General features: G+C 69.2%; 16 protein-coding genes. 6 read left to right on the top strand and 10 right to left on the bottom strand.

Annotated elements, in window-relative coordinates; all coding sequences use genetic code 11:
* Nucleotides 1-55 precede the first annotated feature (55 nt).
* Nucleotides 56-1,249, top strand: coding sequence for an SAM-dependent methyltransferase (locus J2X58_RS12730; protein WP_310048601.1), 1,194 nt, complete (start codon nt 56-58; stop codon nt 1,247-1,249).
* On the opposite strand, the gene J2X58_RS12725 is transcribed toward J2X58_RS12730, so the two are convergent.
* From J2X58_RS12725 to J2X58_RS12715, 3 genes are all read right to left on the bottom strand, one after another.
* Nucleotides 1,246-2,472, bottom strand: a complete 1,227-nt coding sequence (locus J2X58_RS12725) for a multifunctional CCA addition/repair protein (RefSeq protein ID WP_310048599.1) — start codon at nt 2,470-2,472, stop codon at nt 1,246-1,248. The genes J2X58_RS12730 and J2X58_RS12725 overlap by 4 nt on opposite strands.
* Nucleotides 2,473-2,480: 8 nt before the next feature.
* Nucleotides 2,481-3,419: a complex I NDUFA9 subunit family protein gene (locus J2X58_RS12720; protein ID WP_310048598.1), complete on the bottom strand. Its 939-nt coding sequence runs from the start codon at nt 3,417-3,419 to the stop codon at nt 2,481-2,483.
* 64 nt (nt 3,420-3,483) lie between these two features.
* Nucleotides 3,484-5,586: a transglycosylase SLT domain-containing protein gene (locus J2X58_RS12715; protein WP_310048596.1), complete on the bottom strand. Its 2,103-nt coding sequence runs from the start codon at nt 5,584-5,586 to the stop codon at nt 3,484-3,486.
* A 149-nt stretch (nt 5,587-5,735) separates the two neighbouring features.
* Between J2X58_RS12715 and J2X58_RS12710 the strand changes: the two genes are divergently transcribed.
* Complete coding sequence (locus J2X58_RS12710; RefSeq protein WP_310048595.1) at nt 5,736-7,376, top strand: glycoside hydrolase family 17; 1,641 nt, start codon at nt 5,736-5,738, stop codon at nt 7,374-7,376.
* Between the two features lie 45 nt (nt 7,377-7,421).
* On the opposite strand, the gene J2X58_RS12705 is transcribed toward J2X58_RS12710, so the two are convergent.
* The 5 genes from J2X58_RS12705 to J2X58_RS12685 form a co-directional block, all read right to left on the bottom strand.
* On the bottom strand, nt 7,422-7,799 hold the full coding sequence (locus tag J2X58_RS12705; RefSeq protein ID WP_310048594.1) for a hypothetical protein: 378 nt from the start codon (nt 7,797-7,799) through the stop codon (nt 7,422-7,424).
* An 8-nt stretch (nt 7,800-7,807) separates the two neighbouring features.
* Nucleotides 7,808-8,623 (bottom strand): endonuclease/exonuclease/phosphatase family protein, encoded by an 816-nt coding sequence (locus J2X58_RS12700; protein ID WP_090056092.1) that lies wholly within the window; start codon nt 8,621-8,623, stop codon nt 7,808-7,810.
* An 83-nt stretch (nt 8,624-8,706) separates the two neighbouring features.
* On the bottom strand, nt 8,707-9,363 hold the full coding sequence (locus J2X58_RS12695; RefSeq protein WP_310048593.1) for a thiol:disulfide interchange protein DsbA/DsbL: 657 nt from the start codon (nt 9,361-9,363) through the stop codon (nt 8,707-8,709).
* A gap of 29 nt (nt 9,364-9,392) precedes the next feature.
* Nucleotides 9,393-10,274 carry a thiol:disulfide interchange protein DsbA/DsbL gene (locus tag J2X58_RS12690; RefSeq protein ID WP_310048592.1) on the bottom strand — a complete coding sequence of 294 codons (882 nt, stop codon included), beginning with the start codon at nt 10,272-10,274 and terminating at the stop codon, nt 9,393-9,395.
* Between the two features lie 79 nt (nt 10,275-10,353).
* Entirely contained in the window at nt 10,354-11,163 is an 810-nt protein-coding gene (locus J2X58_RS12685) for a c-type cytochrome (RefSeq protein WP_310048591.1), read from the bottom strand.
* Nucleotides 11,164-11,337: 174 nt separating this feature from the next.
* Between J2X58_RS12685 and yihA the strand changes: the two genes are divergently transcribed.
* Nucleotides 11,338-11,982, top strand: a complete 645-nt coding sequence (yihA, locus tag J2X58_RS12680) for a ribosome biogenesis GTP-binding protein YihA/YsxC (RefSeq protein WP_310048590.1) — start codon at nt 11,338-11,340, stop codon at nt 11,980-11,982.
* Between the two features lie 98 nt (nt 11,983-12,080).
* Here the strand turns inward: yihA and J2X58_RS12675 are convergent, their stop codons facing one another.
* Nucleotides 12,081-12,572: a GAF domain-containing protein gene (locus J2X58_RS12675; protein ID WP_090056104.1), complete on the bottom strand. Its 492-nt coding sequence runs from the start codon at nt 12,570-12,572 to the stop codon at nt 12,081-12,083.
* 73 nt (nt 12,573-12,645) lie between these two features.
* Between J2X58_RS12675 and bioD the strand changes: the two genes are divergently transcribed.
* The 3 genes from bioD to dcp are packed head-to-tail and all read left to right on the top strand — an operon-like array spanning nt 12,646 to nt 15,915.
* Nucleotides 12,646-13,317 carry a dethiobiotin synthase gene (gene bioD / locus J2X58_RS12670; RefSeq protein WP_310048589.1) on the top strand — a complete coding sequence of 224 codons (672 nt, stop codon included), beginning with the start codon at nt 12,646-12,648 and terminating at the stop codon, nt 13,315-13,317.
* Nucleotides 13,318-13,353: 36 nt separating this feature from the next.
* Entirely contained in the window at nt 13,354-13,689 is a 336-nt protein-coding gene (locus tag J2X58_RS12665; RefSeq protein WP_310048588.1) for a hypothetical protein, read from the top strand.
* A gap of 42 nt (nt 13,690-13,731) precedes the next feature.
* Complete coding sequence (gene dcp, locus J2X58_RS12660) at nt 13,732-15,915, top strand: peptidyl-dipeptidase Dcp (protein WP_310048587.1); 2,184 nt, start codon at nt 13,732-13,734, stop codon at nt 15,913-15,915.
* Between the two features lie 46 nt (nt 15,916-15,961).
* Here dcp and J2X58_RS12655 read toward each other — a convergent pair whose 3' ends face one another.
* Nucleotides 15,962-16,921 (bottom strand): hypothetical protein, encoded by a 960-nt coding sequence (locus J2X58_RS12655; protein WP_310048586.1) that lies wholly within the window; start codon nt 16,919-16,921, stop codon nt 15,962-15,964.
* Between the last annotated feature and the right edge of the window lie 84 nt (nt 16,922-17,005).

Genomic DNA, 17,005 nt, shown 5'->3' with positions numbered 1-17,005 from the left:
TCCGGGGCGTCCCCATCCGCTATCCTGTCGGTTCGCTTCACGAACTGCCCGACGCATGACTTCCAGACTGCCCGAACCCGGCGCCGACGAGCGCGCGCACTCCGATCACCTTGCCGATCTCCTGCGTGAGGAGATCGCCTCGCACGGGCCCATGCCGTTCTCGCGGTTCATGGAGCGCTGCCTGTACACGCCGGGCCTGGGCTACTACAGCGCGGGCAAGGCGAAGTTCGGCGAAGAGGGCGATTTCATCACCGCGCCCGAGCTCGGCAGCCTGTTCGCTCGGTGCGTCGTCCGCGCGTTCGTGCCGGTCCTGGCGTCGCTGGGGCCCGAGGCCGATTTCATGGAGATCGGCGGCGGCAGCGGTGCGTTCGCGGAGGCCGCCCTGCTGGCGCTGGACGCCGCCGGCCAGGTGCCTCGCCGTTTCATGATCCTCGAGCCGAGCGCCGATCTGCGCGAGCGCCAGCGCGAGCGCCTGCATGCCAATCTTCCCGCGGCGCTCTTCGCGCGCGCGGTCTGGCTCGATGGCCCGCCGGAAGAGGACTGGGACGGCGTGCTCTTCGCGAACGAGGTGATCGACGCGCTGCCGACGACCCGCTTCGCGATGCGCGACGGCGAGGTCTACGAGGAGCACGTCGTGCTCGACGGCGACCGCCGCTTCGTGCGCAGCGACCGCCCCGCCGACGCGCTCGTGGGTGGCGCCGTGCGTCACGTCGAACGCGACCTCGGTCGCGATTTCGCGACCGGCTACCGCAGCGAGATCCTTCCGCAGCTTCCGTACTGGATCCAGGCGGTCGCCGGCAGCCTGCGCAGCGGCGCGATGCTTTTCGCCGACTACGGATACACCCGCGGCGAGTTCTACCTGCCCGAACGCGACGACGGCACATTGCGCGCGTTCTATCGCCATCGCGCGCATGGCGACGCGTTCCATCTTCCGGGCCTGCAGGACCTCACGGCCTCGGTCGATTTCACCGCGCTCGCGGAGGCCGGCAACAGCGCCGGCTTCGGTGTCGCCGCGTACATGCCGCAGGCGCAGTTCCTCATCGCCAGCGGGTTGCAGGAACTCTTCGAGGACGATTACCTCGCGCTCACCGACGAGGCGGCGCGGTATCGCCTGTCGCAGGAGGTGAAGAAGCTCACGCTGCCCGACCAGATGGGCGAGCGCTTCCAGGTGATGCTGTTCGCCAAGGGTATCGACGCCGCGGCGCTGCCGGAGGGCGTGATGGCGGCGGACCAGGGATCGCGGCTCTAGGCCGACTTCACGACGGCGGCGATGGCCTGCGCCTGCGCCTTCTTCATCGCCTCGCCGATCGCGGGGCCCTGCAGACCTTTCTCCACGAATGGCTGCGACGTGACCGCGGCGGCCGCGTCGCGGCACGCGCGCAGGTAATCCGCCTGCGGATACGCGGCATCTTCGCTGCCGAGGCGGCCTCGCTTGTCGGCCTCGCACGCGAGCAGGAACGTCTCGAGGCGCTGCGGACGGCGTAGCGCGCCAAGCGCTTCCAGCAGGCGCAGGATCGTCGTCGGCTTCAGCTCCAGCGCCATGTGCGCGTTTAGGTGGTGTCTGCACACCATCTCCGCCATGAACGCGTACTCGACCGGCACCTTCAGCCGCGCCGACATCGCGCGAACCGGCTCGATGCCGCGCTGCTCGTGCATGATGTGGCGTGGCAGGACATCCGCCGGCGTCAGCGCCTTGCCGAGATCGTGCGTGAGCGCGCACCAGCCGACCAGCGCGTCGCCCGGGGCGAGCCTCGCCGCGGCGTCGAGCACCATCTCCACGTGCACGCCGGTGTCGACCTCGGGATGGTATTCCGGCCGTTGCGGCACGCCGTAGAGCGCGTCGACTTCCGGGAACAGCACGCGCAGCGCGCCGCTTTCGCGAAGCACGCGCAGGAACGCCGACGGCATCGGTTCCGCGAGGGCCTTGCGGGTTTCCGCCCAGACGCGTTCGGGCACGAGATGGTCGACCTCGCCGTCTTCCACCATGCGCCGCATCAGCGCCATCGTTTCCTCGGCCACGCGGAAACCCAAGGGCGCGTAGCGCGCGGCGAAGCGCGCCACGCGAAGCAGGCGTACCGGATCTTCGGCGAAGGCATCGGAGACGTGCCGCAGGACACGAGCCTTGATGTCGCCCACGCCCCCGAAGGGATCGACCAGCGTGCCGTCGTCGCGCTCCGCGATCGCATTGATGGTGAGGTCGCGCCGCTCGAGGTCCTGTTCGACCGTGACGGACGGATCGGCATGGAACGCGAAGCCGTGATAACCGCGGCCGGTCTTACGCTCCGTACGCGCCAGCGCGTATTCCTCCTTCGTGTCGCCGTGGAGGAACACTGGAAAATCCTTGCCGACGGCGCGGTAGCCCGCGGCGAGCATCTCGTCCGGCGTGGCCCCGACCACGACCCAGTCGCGATCGACGACGGTGCGTCCGAGCAGTTTGTCGCGGACGGCGCCGCCGACGAGGTAGATGTCCATGGGTCCGTTCAGCGACGGTGGCGACCGCGCGCCTCGTCGAGGCGACGCTGGCGCGCGGACGGCCCGATCAGGCGGGGCAGCCATGCGCTCAGGCGTTGCGGGTGGATGCCGAGCTGCGCGAAACCGTCGGTCTGGCCGACCGAATCCGTGAGCAACGAGCGGAAATTGTCGGGCGTGAACGGCTTGCCCGGCGCGAACTGCGCGAGCTGCGCCTGCAGCCGGCCGAGGGCGTCCGGCAGTGGCAGCACCAGGCGCCGCCGTCCGCGTGCGTCGCGAATGGCCCTGACGAGGTCGAGCAGCGTCCACACTTCGGGACCGTAGAGTTCGTAGGTGCGCAGCACCGAGGTGTCGTCGGCGACGCAGCGCGCCACGGCCTCGGCGACGTCTCCCGCGTACGCGGGCGCCATCTTCGCTTCCGGTCGTGGCAGCGGCACCACCGGCGCGATGCGCAGGAGGCCGTCGAAACGTGTGACGAGGCCATCGCCGGGGCCGAACAGCGTGCTGGGTTCGTAGATCGTCCAGTCGAGCGTGGAGGCCTTCACCAGCGCTTCCGCTTCGCCGCGCGAGCGCAGGTACCCGGACGACCCGCGTCCCGCGTTGAGCGAACTCATCATGTGCAGGCGATGCACGCCCACGTCGCGGCACGCGTCGACCACCAGGCGCATCAGGCCGACGTGCACGCGTTCGAACGTCTGGCGTCCGCTTTCGTTGAGGATGCCCACCATCTGGATCACGGCGTCCGCGCCGGCGATGTGCCGGCGCAGGATGGCCGGGTCGTAGACATCGGCGCTGACCACGGTAACGCCGCGGCCCACCGCGCGTTGGCGATGGGCTTGCCGGTTGCGGGACAGCAGGAGCAGTTCGTGCCCGTCGGCGGCCAGTCGCGGCACGACATGGCCGCCCAGGAACCCGGTACCACCGAGGATGACGATGCGCTGGCGTTTCATGGCGAGCTCCCGGAAGGCGACGACCCGGGCAGCGTAGGCCGCTGGCGTACCGCCGCCAACCGGTTCACTGCTGCGGATCCTGTGGGGTCGGCGCCGACGTGGCGCTGGCGGGCGCGGGCTCCATGGCGGCGGGCGTCGACGCCGGCGCCGGCGTGGCGACCGCCGGTGCGGGGCAGCTCACCGGCTTCCGCACCGCGCCGCTGGTCGGCAGCGTGTACGTGCTGCCGAATGGGGTCATGCGCGTGGCGATCGGCAGGGCGTTGCCATTGAGGCGCCAGTCGTAGATCACGGCGAAGGCCATCACGCGCGCCACGTACTCGCGCGTCTCCTTATAGGGAATGCTGACCACGAAGAGGTCGGGCTCGAGGTTCCCGCGCGCCGCGACCCACTGGTCGACCTTGTTCGGGCCCGCGTTGTACGCCGCGCTGGCCAGCCACGGCGCACCGTTGAAGCGGGCGGCCATCTGCGCGAGGTAGCGCGTGCCGAGCACGATGTTGGTGGTGGGCTCGTAGAGGCTTTCGCCTCCGGCCCACGACAGGCCGTTGCGTTGTGCGACGAGCGCGGCCGTCGACGGCAGCAGCTGCATGAGGCCGCGCGCGTCCGCGCCGGAGCGCGCGTCGCTCATCCATGCGCTTTCCGCGCGAATGATCGCGTAGGCCCACGGCGCTTCGATGCCCGCCTGGCTCGACTGCTCCACGACGCCGTCCTGCCGCGCGAGCGGGAAGCGCTGCTCGTACAGCCGCAGCGCGTCGCCCGACGAGAGCCCGAAGACCGCGCGGTCGTACCAGCCCTTGCGGAAGGCGAGATCGGCGGCCAGGCGCTGCGTGTCGGCGTCGCGACCGGCCAGCGCGGCGGTCCATTCGCGCCGTGCCAGCTTCTGCAGCCCCACGGCATAGAGTTCGAAGGCCCGATCCAGCCCGGGATCGCCGAGCAGGGCGGCCTCGCGGGTTTCGTCCGTCGCCATGCGGGCGGGGCAGATCGCGTACGCGGCATCCACGCGATCGGCGGCGAGGAACCCGAAATAGGTCGCCTCCTGCGCGACGGACTGGTAGATCGCCTTCGCTTCGCCCTGGCGGCCGAGCTTCGCCAGCACGAACGCACGGAAATAACGCCACTCGCCATCGTCCTTCTGCGACGCGCCGAGCGCGTCGAGCGCGCTCAGCGCCGCGGGCCAGTCCTGGCGTGCGAGCGCGACGCGGACGCGCCATTCGCGCGTGGCATCGGTCTGCGCGCCGGCGGGCAGCGCGGCCAGCCGGTCGAGCGCGGAGGCGTCGAAGTCGGTGGCGTGGAACAGCGCGAGCGCATTCTCGATCGCGCCGGTCTGCTGCTCGCTCAGGGTGAAACGCGGGCGCAGCGTCGTCCAGGCGGTATCGGCCGCGGCCGACTGCTTGCGCGCCATGCGCTGCAGCGCGAGGGTGACCGCCTGTCGATGGCGTGGCGTGTCCGGCCAGTTCGCCGCGCCGGACAGCGCGGTGGCGGGATCGTTGAGCGCCTGGGCGATGCGTTGGGCTGCGATCGCGTCCTCGGGCGGCAGCCACGGCGCGAGCGACGCGACGGTGCCGCCCTTGCCCGCGTCGGCCGCGATCTGGATCCGGGACCAGAGGCGCTCCGGCGTCAGCAAGCCCTGGTCGTGCGCCGCCGCGATGACGGGATCGCAGGCGTTCGGCAGGCTCGCCTTCTTCCACAGGTCGGCGAGGTCGCGCTCGAAGACCAGGGGCTCGCCGCGCGACAGGCGCGCCTGCAATGCGAAACAACTCAGGCCGTCGCCGAGGCCGGGCTGGTACATCGCGGTGAAGGTCGCCCAGTCCTTGCGTCGCGCCAGTTCACCCAGGAAGTCGCGGCGGAGGTCGGCGGCGGGAATCATCCCCGGATAGCGCGACAGATAGGCGTCGACGCGCGCACGGTCGAGCGTGCGCAGGTCGTGGCTCAGCGCCGCCGCCTCCAGATAGGGGAACAGCACGTAGTTCTCGAGTCCGGCCGCCTGCGCGCGCCATGCATCGCCACCCTGCTGCGCGCTGGCATAGGCTTGGCGGAAGCGGAGCCGCTCTGCGGCCGACCCTTCGGCCTGCGCGGCGACGACCGTGCCGACGCCCATGGCGACGAGCGCGAGGCGGGCCAGGATGCGCAAGGGGCGGGCGGCACGGCGCGCGGCCGGGGCGTTCGTCATCATCGGGTTCCTTCACGAGTGCATACCGACCGGATTGTAAGGTAACCGTGCGCGCAGGCCGGATGAACGGACGCGATGGCGAACATCGCCCTTATCGACGCGGCCCGCTAAGCTTGTACCGTTCACCCCTGGACACGACTCGGAACGGCATGTCGCCCCCATCCTCCCTCGCGCGGCTTGCGCGACCGCTCGCATGGATCGTCCTCGTCATCGCCGCCGTGTTCGGCGTGGCGTACTGGTGGCTGCTGGGTCGCCCCGTCGATCTGCCGGATTCGCCCACGGCGAAGATCGCCTGCGTCTCCTATGCGCCCTATCGCCTCGACGGCGAAACCCCCTTCGATCCGAATGCCTTCATCTCACCCGAACGCATCGATGCCGACCTGAAGGCGCTGTCGACGCGATTCGATTGCGTCCGCACGTATTCGATGGGACAGGGCCTGGGCGCGGTGCCCGACATCGCCGGTCGCTACGGCATGAAGGTGCTGATGGGCATCTGGCTCGGGCGCGACACGATCGCCAACGAGCGCGAGATCAAGCTCGGCCTCGAGGCGGCGAAGCGCGACCACGCGAGCCTGCGCGGCATCGTCGTGGGCAACGAGGTGCTGCTGCGCGGCGAGCTTTCCGAGAAGGCGCTGGCGGCGTACATCGAGCGCGTCAACGCGGCCACCGACGTCCCGGTGACCTATGCCGACGTCTGGGAGTTCTGGCAGAAACATCCTGGTCTGGCCAAAGCGGTCGACTACGTGACGATCCACATCCTGCCCTACTGGGAGGACGAACCCGTCGCGCCGGAGAAGGCCGTGCGCCACGTGGCGGACGTCTACCAGCGCATGAAGGCGGAATTCGCCGGACGCCAGGTCATGATCGGCGAGACGGGCTGGCCGAGTCAGGGGCGCACGCGGCGCGAGGCGAGCGCCAGCCTCGTCAACGAGGCGCGCTACGTGCGCGAGTTCCTCAACTACGCCGCGACCGTCGACATGCCGTACAACGTCATCGAGGCGTTCGACCAGCCGTGGAAGCGCGATCTCGAAGGCACGGTCGGCGGCTTCTGGGGCATCTTCGACGTCCATGCCGAGCCGAAGTTCGCGATGGTGGGACCCGTGGTGGAGGAGCCGCGCTGGACGTGGGCCATCGCCGCGGGTGGTCTCGGCGCGCTGGTTTTCATCGTCGGCGGCGCGGTGCGCCGGCGTTGGCGGGGTGCGGCGGGCTGGAGCGCGCTCGCGCTCGCCGGCTTCGCTTCGGGCACGGCGCTCGCGGCGCATGCGCGCCTGCTCCTGTTCGCCTGCCGCGACACGACCGAATGGATCGTCGGCGCCGTCATCGGCGTGGCCGGTGGCGTCACCGCCTTCCTGCTGGCACGGGCCATCGCCGCACGCCTCGCCGCGCCGGTGAGCCCGGCGGCCGTCGCGCCGCGTCCCGCCGAGCGTCGTCGCTGGGGCATCCAGTGGGCGGACACGTTCACGCCGCAGCGCTTCTTCTGGATGTTCGTGCTGACGCTGTACGGCATCCTGATGGTGTTCAACGGTCGCTACCGCGACTTCCCCGTCGGTCTGTTCGCGCTGCCCTGCGTGGGCTTCTTCGTGCTGGCGCTGCTGCGCACGCGCGATGCGATCGCGAAGCCGCTGGTCGAAGAACGCCTGCTCGCGGTCTGGCTCGTGATCCTCGGTGCCGCTGTCGTGGTGCAGGAGCGGGGCATCAACGCCGTGTCGTGGGGCTGGCTGCTGCTCAACCTGCTGCTCGCCGTGCCGGTGCTGGTCGAGTGGCGCCGGGCGGCCGCCCGGGCGCCGTAGCAACCCGGCGGAGTCTGGGAGCCGACCGTATCGGCGATCGATGCGTCAGGCGACCGCGGGACGTGCGCGGTCGACCTGCACGCGCACCAGCCGAAGCGCGCCGATCAGCAGCGCGAACGCGCCGGCTTCGTAGCAATACAGCTGCAGGGCGACGACGCCCAGCGATGTGGCGACGACCGCGGCCACCGTGCTGCGCAGGAAAAGCGACACCAACGCGGCGACGGCGGCGGCATAGCCGTAACCGTAGCTCAGGAAGCCCAGGACGATCAGGTTGCGCGTGCCGCACCACCAGGGGCCGTGGCCGGCTTCGCATGCGTAAGCGATGTGCGGCGGCTCGATGAAACCGTAACGTACCCACGTGGCGACGATCGCCGCGATGACGATGACGACCCAGGGCAGGGCGGCGCGAAGACGGGAAGGCATGCGTGGGTTCAGTCCGATGTGGCCGCGCCCGCGGCCTGCGCGAGAGCGATGGGCAGGCGGATTTCGGCGGCGATGGGCAGATGATCGGAGAACGCGCGGGGCAATGTCCACGTCCGCTCGAGTGCGATGTCGGTGGACGTGAGGATATGGTCGAGCGCGCGCCGCGGTTTCCAGCTCGGGAACGTGGGCGTCGGCGTCGCGGGCGGCTGGAGTGCCGTCTTCGCGAAGAGGTGGCGCATCTCCGCGCTGGTCGGCTCGGTGTTGAGGTCGCCCATCAGCACGGCGTGCGGATACGGCGCGAGCAGTTCGGCGATGAAGGCGAGCTGTCCCATCCGGGCCGCCGCGCCGAGCGACAGGTGGGCGATGACCACCACCAGCGCGTCGTCGCCCTGGCCGAAGCGCACGAAAAGGGCACCGCGGCCCTTGATCCGGCCCGGCAGCGGGTAATCGATGACTTCCGAGGGTTCCAGACGGCTGAGCAGGCCGTTGGCCGAATGCGCCACGCGTGCCATCGGCCGGTTCGGCTGATGGCTCCAGTACGGCATGCCGGCGGCTTCGGCGATGTAGCGGGTCTGGTTGAGGAAGCCGGAGCGCAGGCTTCCCGCGTCGGCCTCCTGCAGGCCGACCACGTCGAACTCGTGAAGCAGCTCGGCGAGCGAATCGAGGTTGGCGAGTTTGGCCCGGCCGGGCAGCACCGCGTTGACGCTCCGCGTGACGTAGTCGCTGTAACGCTGCACGCTCGCACCGGCGAGGATGTTGCAGCTCAGCAGCCGCAACGTGCACTGCGGCGAGGCGGGCTGGAGTTTCGGCGAGGCGCGGGTCATGGGTGTCGCATCGTTCTCGACTGGCCTTGAGGGCCAGAGGATGCCCTCCGCCGTGTGAACGGAGGGCATCGGTGGGCGAGGGCTTACTTGCCGCCCTTCAGTTCCTTGTCGACCAGGTACTTCGCGACGCCGTTGAGTTCGTCGAAGCTCTTGATCGAGTTGCTGCGGTACTTGCCGTCGACGACGATCGTGGGCGTGCCGTCGATGCCCCAGCCCTGGATGAGTTTTCCGTCGGCGAGGATGCGCTTGCGGATGCCGTCGTCCTGGGTCGCGAGCTGGATGAATTTCTGCGTGTCCACGCCGTAGTTCTGCTTGTACCAGCCAGCCAGCTCCTCGATCGTGCGCAGCGGGTAGTGGTCCATGTGGATGGCCTTGAACAGCGCCGCGTGCGCCGCCGGAGGCACCTTCAGTGCCTGCGCGGCGTAGTACGCCTGCGCGTACGGCAGCCAGGCGTCGTTGAACGCGGCCGGCACGGCATGGAACACCACGCCCTTCGGCAATTCCTTCTGCAGCTTCTCGGCGTACTCCTCGTAGTGCGCGCAATGCACGCAGCCATACGAGAACACTTCCACGACCTCGACCTTGCCGTCCTTCGGATCGAGGCGGCCCGGCGTGGTCGTGGCGACGTATTCCGTGCCTTCGGTGTACGCCGGCTTGGCGGCGGCGTCTTCGGCGGGGCGGGCGCTGCACGCGGCGGTCAGCGCGAGGCCGACGAAGAGGATGGAAAGACGCTTGAACATCGGGATCTCCTGTAGGGGTCGAAGCGCGGTCACTTGCCCGCGGCTTCCTTGCTGACGAGCCACTGGACCAGCTCGACGGACTGCGGATAACCACCGGCGCTGCCCGGCGTGAGACGGTACTTGCCGTTCACGACGATCGTCGGCGTGCTATCGACCTCGTACGCACGGATCAGTTCATCGGCCCGCTTCATCTTGGTGTTGATGGTGAACGAGTTGGCCGTGGCCACGAAGTCTTCCGCCTTGATGCCGGACTTCGCGTAGAACTTCGCCACGTCGTCGATCGTCGGCCAGCCCGACGGCGCCTTCGGCTTGCCCGTCTTCTGGTCCATGATGCCGAGCTCGCCGCTCTTGAACACGGCGTCGAACATCGCGTCGTGCGTCTGCTTGTCGACGCCCAGCGCCTGCGCGGTGAGGTAGGCGCGCTGGAGCAGGGGCCAGTTCTCGTCCGGGCGGAACGAGGCCGGCGTATAGGTCATCACCGTGCCCTTCGGCAGGCTCTTCGCCAGCTCGTCCACCACGCCGTGGTACTGGAAGCAGGCGGGGCAGCCGTACGAGAACACCTCGGTGACTTCGATCTTGCCCGGGGTGCTGGTCGGCTGCGCCGGGTCGATGCGGAAGTAGTTCTTCCCCTCCACCCACTTGCCATCGTCGACGAACGGCTTCGGGTCCGGGCGCTTCGCGTCGTCGGCGTCGGTGGATGCCGCGGGCGTCGGCGCGGCCGCGGCCGTGCCCGTCGCCGCCGGAGCGGCGGTCGTGGCGGGTGCCGGCGTCGTCGCGGGGGCGGCGGGCGCCGCGGCCGCGGTCTGGGCCGGCGCGGGGGTGGAGCCGGCCGCTGGCGCGGCGGTGTCGCCGTTGCCGGAACCGCAGGCCGCGAGGCCGATCAGGGCCGCGCAGAGGAGGGGAAGGCGCATACGCATGGGGGGTCCTTTTCTTACCTTCTGAAACGAGAACGGGCCCGAGGGCCCGTTCGATCTTCACACTTTAACGCCATCAGGGCGTCGCGGGTGCGGCGGACGAGCCCGGCTCGTTCGTGTGCAGCCCCTCGATGAAGCTGGCGACGGCCGCCATGTCCTTGTCGCTGAGCTTCTGCGCGATCGTGATCATGATCTTCGCGTGGGGACCCGCCGCCGCTTCGTCGGCGTCGTGGAACGCCTTCAGCCGCGCCTCGACGTACGCGGCATGCTGGCTCGCGACCTGCGGGTAATGCGCGCCCGGGTTGCCGCGTCCATCGGGCCCGTGGCAGGCCATGCACGCGGGCACGCCGCGTGCCGCGTCGCCCATGCGGTAGAGGCTCTCGCCCTGCTTGACCAGCGCCTGGTCGGCGACGCCCGGCAGCGACGTCTTGCTCGCGAAATACGCGCCGATGTCGTGCATGTCCTGTTCGGACAGCGGGGCGGCGAACCCCGCCATGATCGGATTGCTGCGCTTGCCCGATTTGAAATCGGCGAGCTGCGCGGCGATGTACTGCTCGCTCTGGCCGGCGAGGCGCGGATACTGGGCGTCGGTCGAATTGCCATCCGGCCCGTGGCAGGCGCCGCAAGCCGCGGCCTTGCCCTGGCCGGCCGTGGCGTCGCCCGGCTTCAGCGCGGCGGTGGCGCCACCCGGTGCGGGCGTCGTGGCGGCATCGGCCGTCGGCATGCCCGGTGTGGCGGGATCGGTCGCGGGATTCGCGCCCGGTTTCGCGGCGGTGGCGGCCGGCGCCGGCGCGGTGGCCGGTTTGGCGGGAGCGGCGGTCTGGGCCGCGGCTGCATGCATGACGAGCAACGCGGTGATGGCAGCGACGGCGTGCCGAAACTTCATGAGTCTCTCCAAAAGGGGAACCTTCCAAGACCGGGCGCGCTCCCTGCCGCGCCGCATCCAATCGATTATGGGGGGCGTTGGAGAGCCCGGTCAAACCGTGCCGGTGCCCGGGCGGGCGGCCGAATCGCATACACTGCCGGGCCTTACGTTTCCGCTGCGCCGACGGCCTTTCCCATGTCTTCGAATCCCCTGAACGGTGCCCGCTTCGTGCTGGCCGCGAACGAAATCACACAGCTCCCGTACGACCAGGGCGCCGAGGTGGCCTTCGCCGGCCGTTCCAACGCGGGCAAGTCGAGCGCGCTCAATGCGCTGACGGGGCACAACGGGCTCGCGCGCACGTCGAAGACGCCGGGGCGCACCCAGCTGATGGTGGTGTTCGACCTGCCGCCGCTGAAGATCGAGGGCGCGGCGCCCATCGACACGCGCCTGGTCGACCTCCCGGGATACGGTTACGCGAAAGTGCCCGAGGCCATGCGCAAGCACTGGCGCGGCGAGATCGACGCGTACCTGAAGATGCGCCGCAGCCTGCGCGGCATCGTGCTCATCGTGGACATCCGCCATGAGCTGAAGGACTTCGACCGCACGATGCTGGAGTTCTGCGCGGCCACCGAGCTCCCCTGCCACGTGCTGATGACCAAGGCCGACAAGGTCTCGCGTGGGCAGGCCTCGGCGGCGCTGGAGGCCCTGCGTAAGGATTTCCGCAAGAACGGCGTGCCCGGCACCGCGCAGATCTTTTCCTCGCCCTCGAAGACCGGTGTGGAGGAGGCGAGGGCTCGCATCGTCGAGCTGCTGCAGACGCCGCGCCCGCACGAGCTCTGAGGCGGCGTGAATCGCCGATACGATCGGCTCCCACCCTTCGGTAGGTGGCTACCGGAGGGGTGGGAGCCGATCGTATCGGCGATGGCGCGCGCGCGTCGTCAGGCTTCCAGCGTGCGCATGAACACGGCGCAGAGCGCCTCCATGCCCTTGCGGTCCTCGTCGTCGAAGCGCGCGACCGACGGGCTGTCGACATCCCACACGCCGTACAGCGTGCCGTCGGCCTTGACCAGCGGCACCACGATCTCCGAGTTCGAGGCGGCGTCGCAGGCGATGTGTCCGGCGAATTCGTGGACGTCGCGCACGAGCTGCGTCTGCCGCGTCTGTGCCGCCGTACCGCACACGCCGCGGCCGATGGCGATGCGGATGCAGGCCGGCTTGCCCTGGAAGGGGCCGACGACGAGCTCGGTGCCGTCGAACAGGTAGAAGCCCGCCCAATTGAGATCCGGCACGACGTCGTAGACGAGCGCGGCGAAATTCGCCGCGTTGGCGATCGCGTTCGTCTCGCCGTGCATCAGGCCCTCGGCCTGCTGGACGAGGTCCGCGTAGAGGGCGGCCTTGTCGTCGGTGGCGATGGCCCTGGCTTCGTACATGACGGTTCCGGTGTTTCGATGGGGATGGGCCGTGTATGGTGCCACGTCCCCGTTCCCGCAAGGCCGCTCCCCGATGTCGCGACACCTCTTCGTCGCCGGTACCGATACCGGCATCGGCAAGACCCACGGCGCGCAGGCGCTGATCCACGCCCTGCGCCGGTCCGGCGCGCGCGTCGCGGGCATGAAGCCCGTCGCCAGCGGCTCCGCGCGTACCCCGGGCGGGCTGCGCAACGAGGACGCGCTCGCCCTGCAGGCCGCCAGTTCGCCCGTTCCTGCCTACGCGCTGGTGAATCCCATCGCGCTGGAGGAAGCCGTCGCCCCGCACCTCGCCGCGCTCCGCGAGGGCGTGGCGATCGGCTGGCCGCCGCTCGACGACGCCTTCCGCCGGCTCGGGCGGGACTACGACCGCGTCGTCGTCGAGGGGGTGGGTGGATGGCTGGTGCCGCTGGCGGAGGGGATGTCCGCGGAGGACCTGCCCCGGCGCTGGGACCTGCCCGTGGTCCTGGTCGTCGGCATCCGCCTCGGCTGCATCAGCCATGCGCGACTCACCGCCCGCGCGATCGAGGCGGACGGCTGTCGGCTCGTCGGCTGGATCGCCAACCGCGTCGATCGCGACATGTCGCTGGCCGATGAGAACATCGCGACGCTCCGCGAATGCCTGCCCGCGCCATGCCTCGGCGTCCTGCCGCATGGGCTCGCTCCGGCCGACGCCGCGCGTCTGCTGAACATCGAGGCGCTGGCCTGACGGCCCCTTCACGCCCGCGCGAATAACTAGGAAACCATGACGACCTACTTCCTTTCCGTAAAAGACATGGCGAAGGCCAAGGGCCCGGACCCGGACCTCTCGTTCGAAGGCATCGGTCCCGAAAAGCTCGCGTCGGACATCGCCGAGGCGATGCGAAGCGACGGCCTGTTCCAGCGCTGGCGCGCCAAACAGCCCGACCCCGACGAGGTCGATCCGAGCCTCGGCGTCACGGATCCCGGCGCCGCCGCGAAGGGTGAGCTGTCGAACGACCGGAACGACGTGCAGCTGACGACCAGCCTGCCGATGCGGATCGTGAAGCATCGCCTCAACCTGCTCATCGGCAGCAGCTGGGAACTGCGCGACACCAAATAAAACGCTAGAGTCGGGGCCTTTCACCCAGGGAACGCCCCCTCCATGCCGAAGGTCCGCACGCTCGTGATCGCCACTTCGATCGCCCTCACCGCCGCCTGCTCGTCCTCGAACGACGCCGAGAAGACCGCCCCGGCCGCCGCCGGCACCGCGCCTGCCGCCGCCGCGACGGCCGCGTCCGCACCGGTCGCGCACGAGAACCCGTTGCTGACGGCGAGCACGCTGCCCTTCCAGGCGCCGCCGTTCGACAAGATCACCGACGGCGACTACCAGCCGGCGATCGAAGAGGGGATGAAGCAGGAGATGGCGGAGATCGACGCCATCGCCAATTCGTCCGAAGAGCCGACGTTCGAGAACACGATCGTGGCGATGGAGAAGTCGGGCGCCCTGCTCAGGCGCGCACGCGCCGCGTTCGACACCCTCTCCGGGGCGTATACGAACGACACGCTGCAGAAGGTCGAGGAGGCGGTTTCGCCGCAGCTCGCCGCCCACAGCGATGCGATTTACCTCAACGACAAGCTCTTCAAGCGCGTCGAGGCGATCCACGACAAGCGCGATTCCCTCAACCTCGATCCGGAATCGGCTCGCCTCCTGCAGGTGACCTACGACAACTTCGTCCATGCCGGCGCCAGGCTCTCGGAGGCCGACAAGGCGAAGCTGAAGGACCTCAACAAGGAGGAGTCGACGCTCAGCACGAAGTTCACGCAGCAGCTGCTCGCCGCGACCAAGGCCGGCGCGCTCGTCGTGGACGATCGCAAGGCGCTCGATGGCCTCCCGGAGAGCGATATCGAGGCCGCGAGCGCGGCGGCCAAGGAGCGCAGCCTCGACGGCAAGTTCGTCATCCCGCTGCAGAACACCACGCAGCAGCCGTCGCTGCAGTCGATGAACGACCGCGCCACGCGCGAGAAGCTGTTCAAGGCGTCGTGGGAGCGCGCGGAGCATGGCGACGCCAACGACACCCGCGAACTCGTGTCGCGCATCGCCCAGCTGCGTGCCGACCGCGCCAAGTTGCTCGGCTTCGCGAACTACGCGGCCTGGAAACTCGACGACCAGATGGCGAAGACGCCGGAGGCGGCCGAGAAGTTCATGGAGCGCCTCGTGCCCGCCGCCGTCGCGCGCGCGAAAGCCGAGTCGGCCGATATCCAGAAGGTGATCGACCAGGAGAAGGGCGGCTTCGAAGTACAGGCGTGGGACTGGGACCACTACGCCGAAAAGGTCCGCAAGGCGAAGTACGATCTCGACGAGGCGCAGGTGCGTCCGTACTTCGAGCTCGACAACGTGCTGCAGAACGGCGTGTTCTACGCGGCCAACCAGCTGTACGGCATCACGTTCAAGGAGCGCAAGGACATCCCGGTCTGGCAGCCCGACGTGCGCGTCTTCGAGGTCTTCGACAAGGACGGCAGCTCGATGGCGCTGTTCTACGCCGACTTCTTCAAGCGCGACAACAAGAACGGCGGCGCATGGATGAGCAACCTCGTCGACCAGTCGAAGCTGCTCGGCAACAAGCCCGTGGTCTACAACGTCACGAACTTCACGAAGCCCGCGTCCGGACAGCCGGCACTGCTCTCGTTCGACGACGTGACCACCATGTTCCACGAGTTCGGCCATGCGCTGCACGGCATGTTCGCGAACAGCCAGTACCCCTCGCTGTCGGGCGCGAACACGGCGCGCGACTTCGTCGAGTTCCCGTCGCAGTTCAACGAGCAGTGGGCGTCCGACCCGAAGGTGTTCGCCAACTACGCCAAGCACTACCAGACGGGCGCGGCGATGCCTGCGGAGCTGGTGGCGAAGATCAAGAAGGCCGGTACGTTCAATCAGGGCTACGCGATGAGCGAGCTCATCTCGGCCGCGTTGCTCGACATGCGCTGGCACATGCTCCCCGCGGGCGGTGCGAAGCAGGATGTCGACGCGTTCGAGGCCACCGCGCTCAAGGATGCCGGCTTCACGCTCGCGCAGGTGCCACCCCGTTACCGTTCGAGCTATTTCCAGCACATCTGGGGTAACGGCTACGCCGCTGGCTACTACGCGTACCTGTGGACGCAGATGCTCGACTCGGACGCCTTCCAGTGGTTCAAGGAACACGGCGGCCTGACGCGCGAGAACGGTCAGATCTTCCGCGACAAGATCCTCTCGCGCGGCAACACGGAAGACCTCGGCAAGCTCTATCGCGACTTCCGCGGCAAGGATCCGAGCATCGAGCCGATGCTCAAGGATCGCGGCCTGAAGTGATCCGCCGGTGCGGTGTGGAGCGCAACGCTCCACACCGCCTGCCCGCTTAGCGGGTCTCGCAGATGCCCGTCGGCTGCGATCGCAGTTCGATCCTGCCGAACTTGAGATTGCCGCCCGTCCAACGCAGACCCTGAAGTTCGGGGCCCGTGACGCGGAAGCAGGCGCGGGTGTCGCCCTTCTTCACCTGCGTCGTGTGAACGGGCTCCATGACGCTGTTCTTCGTCTGCAGGAACGTCAGTGTGGCGTCGCTTTCGGCGGGCGCCGCGAGCGTGACCTCGACAGTGTCGCGTCGGCACCTGAAGACGAAGTGCGCGTCGTTGCCGTCGGCCTGGTCGCCGGTCAGCATCTGGAAACCGGTGGTCGGTTCGATGCCGACGAGCAGATGGCTGCTCGGTGCGATGATCGTGTCGCCGATGTCGCCACGGCCAGCCATGGAACCGAGAGGCAGCTGCGCGGGATCGACGATGGCGCACGCGTCGCCCTCGTCCGCCGTCTGTATCGACACGTTGTCGACATAGGCGCCGTCCCTGAGGTTCAGCAGAATGTCGTCGACCGTGCCGTGGCCGTTGCCATGCAGGCGCATGCGCACGCGCTGCTCGGTCGCGCGATGCTCCACACCGACGACGTCCCGTCGCGTCGCATCCCGCTCCAGGACGCTCGCCAGTGCGACGTCCGTCGGTGCGCCAGGCGGCAGCACCAGGGTGAAGGAAACCATCGGCTGCGGTCGCGCGAAGTGCAGGTTCAACGAGACCGACGAGCCATCGTCTGCCGCGCCGACCGCGAGTCCGGAGGCGTATTCGTCGGGGTTCGGCACCGCTTTGATGGCGCCCGTGGTGCCGTCGCGAGTGGACAGCGTGATGCCGGTGACGTTGACCACGTCGCCCGGAAGGACATGGCCCGGCCGGGCGTCGTCGAAAGTCTGGGTCGCGGCTGCCGCGAGGCTGTGAAGGGGAAAGAGTGCGAGCGCTGCGCACGGCAGGATCGCGAGGGGGCGGGGATGTCGCATGGGGTCATTCCTCCCTGGAATGGTAGTTCGGCCTCAATGGCCGCGCGCATGATATCAGCGCGGTCTGCCATTCCCGGGAGGTGT

Source organism: Luteibacter sp. 3190 (assembly GCF_031456385.1).
Taxonomy (GTDB): Bacteria; Pseudomonadota; Gammaproteobacteria; order Xanthomonadales; family Rhodanobacteraceae; genus Luteibacter.
Note: the sequence above shows the minus strand (reverse complement) of the source record. Positions and strands in the feature narration are given on the sequence as shown.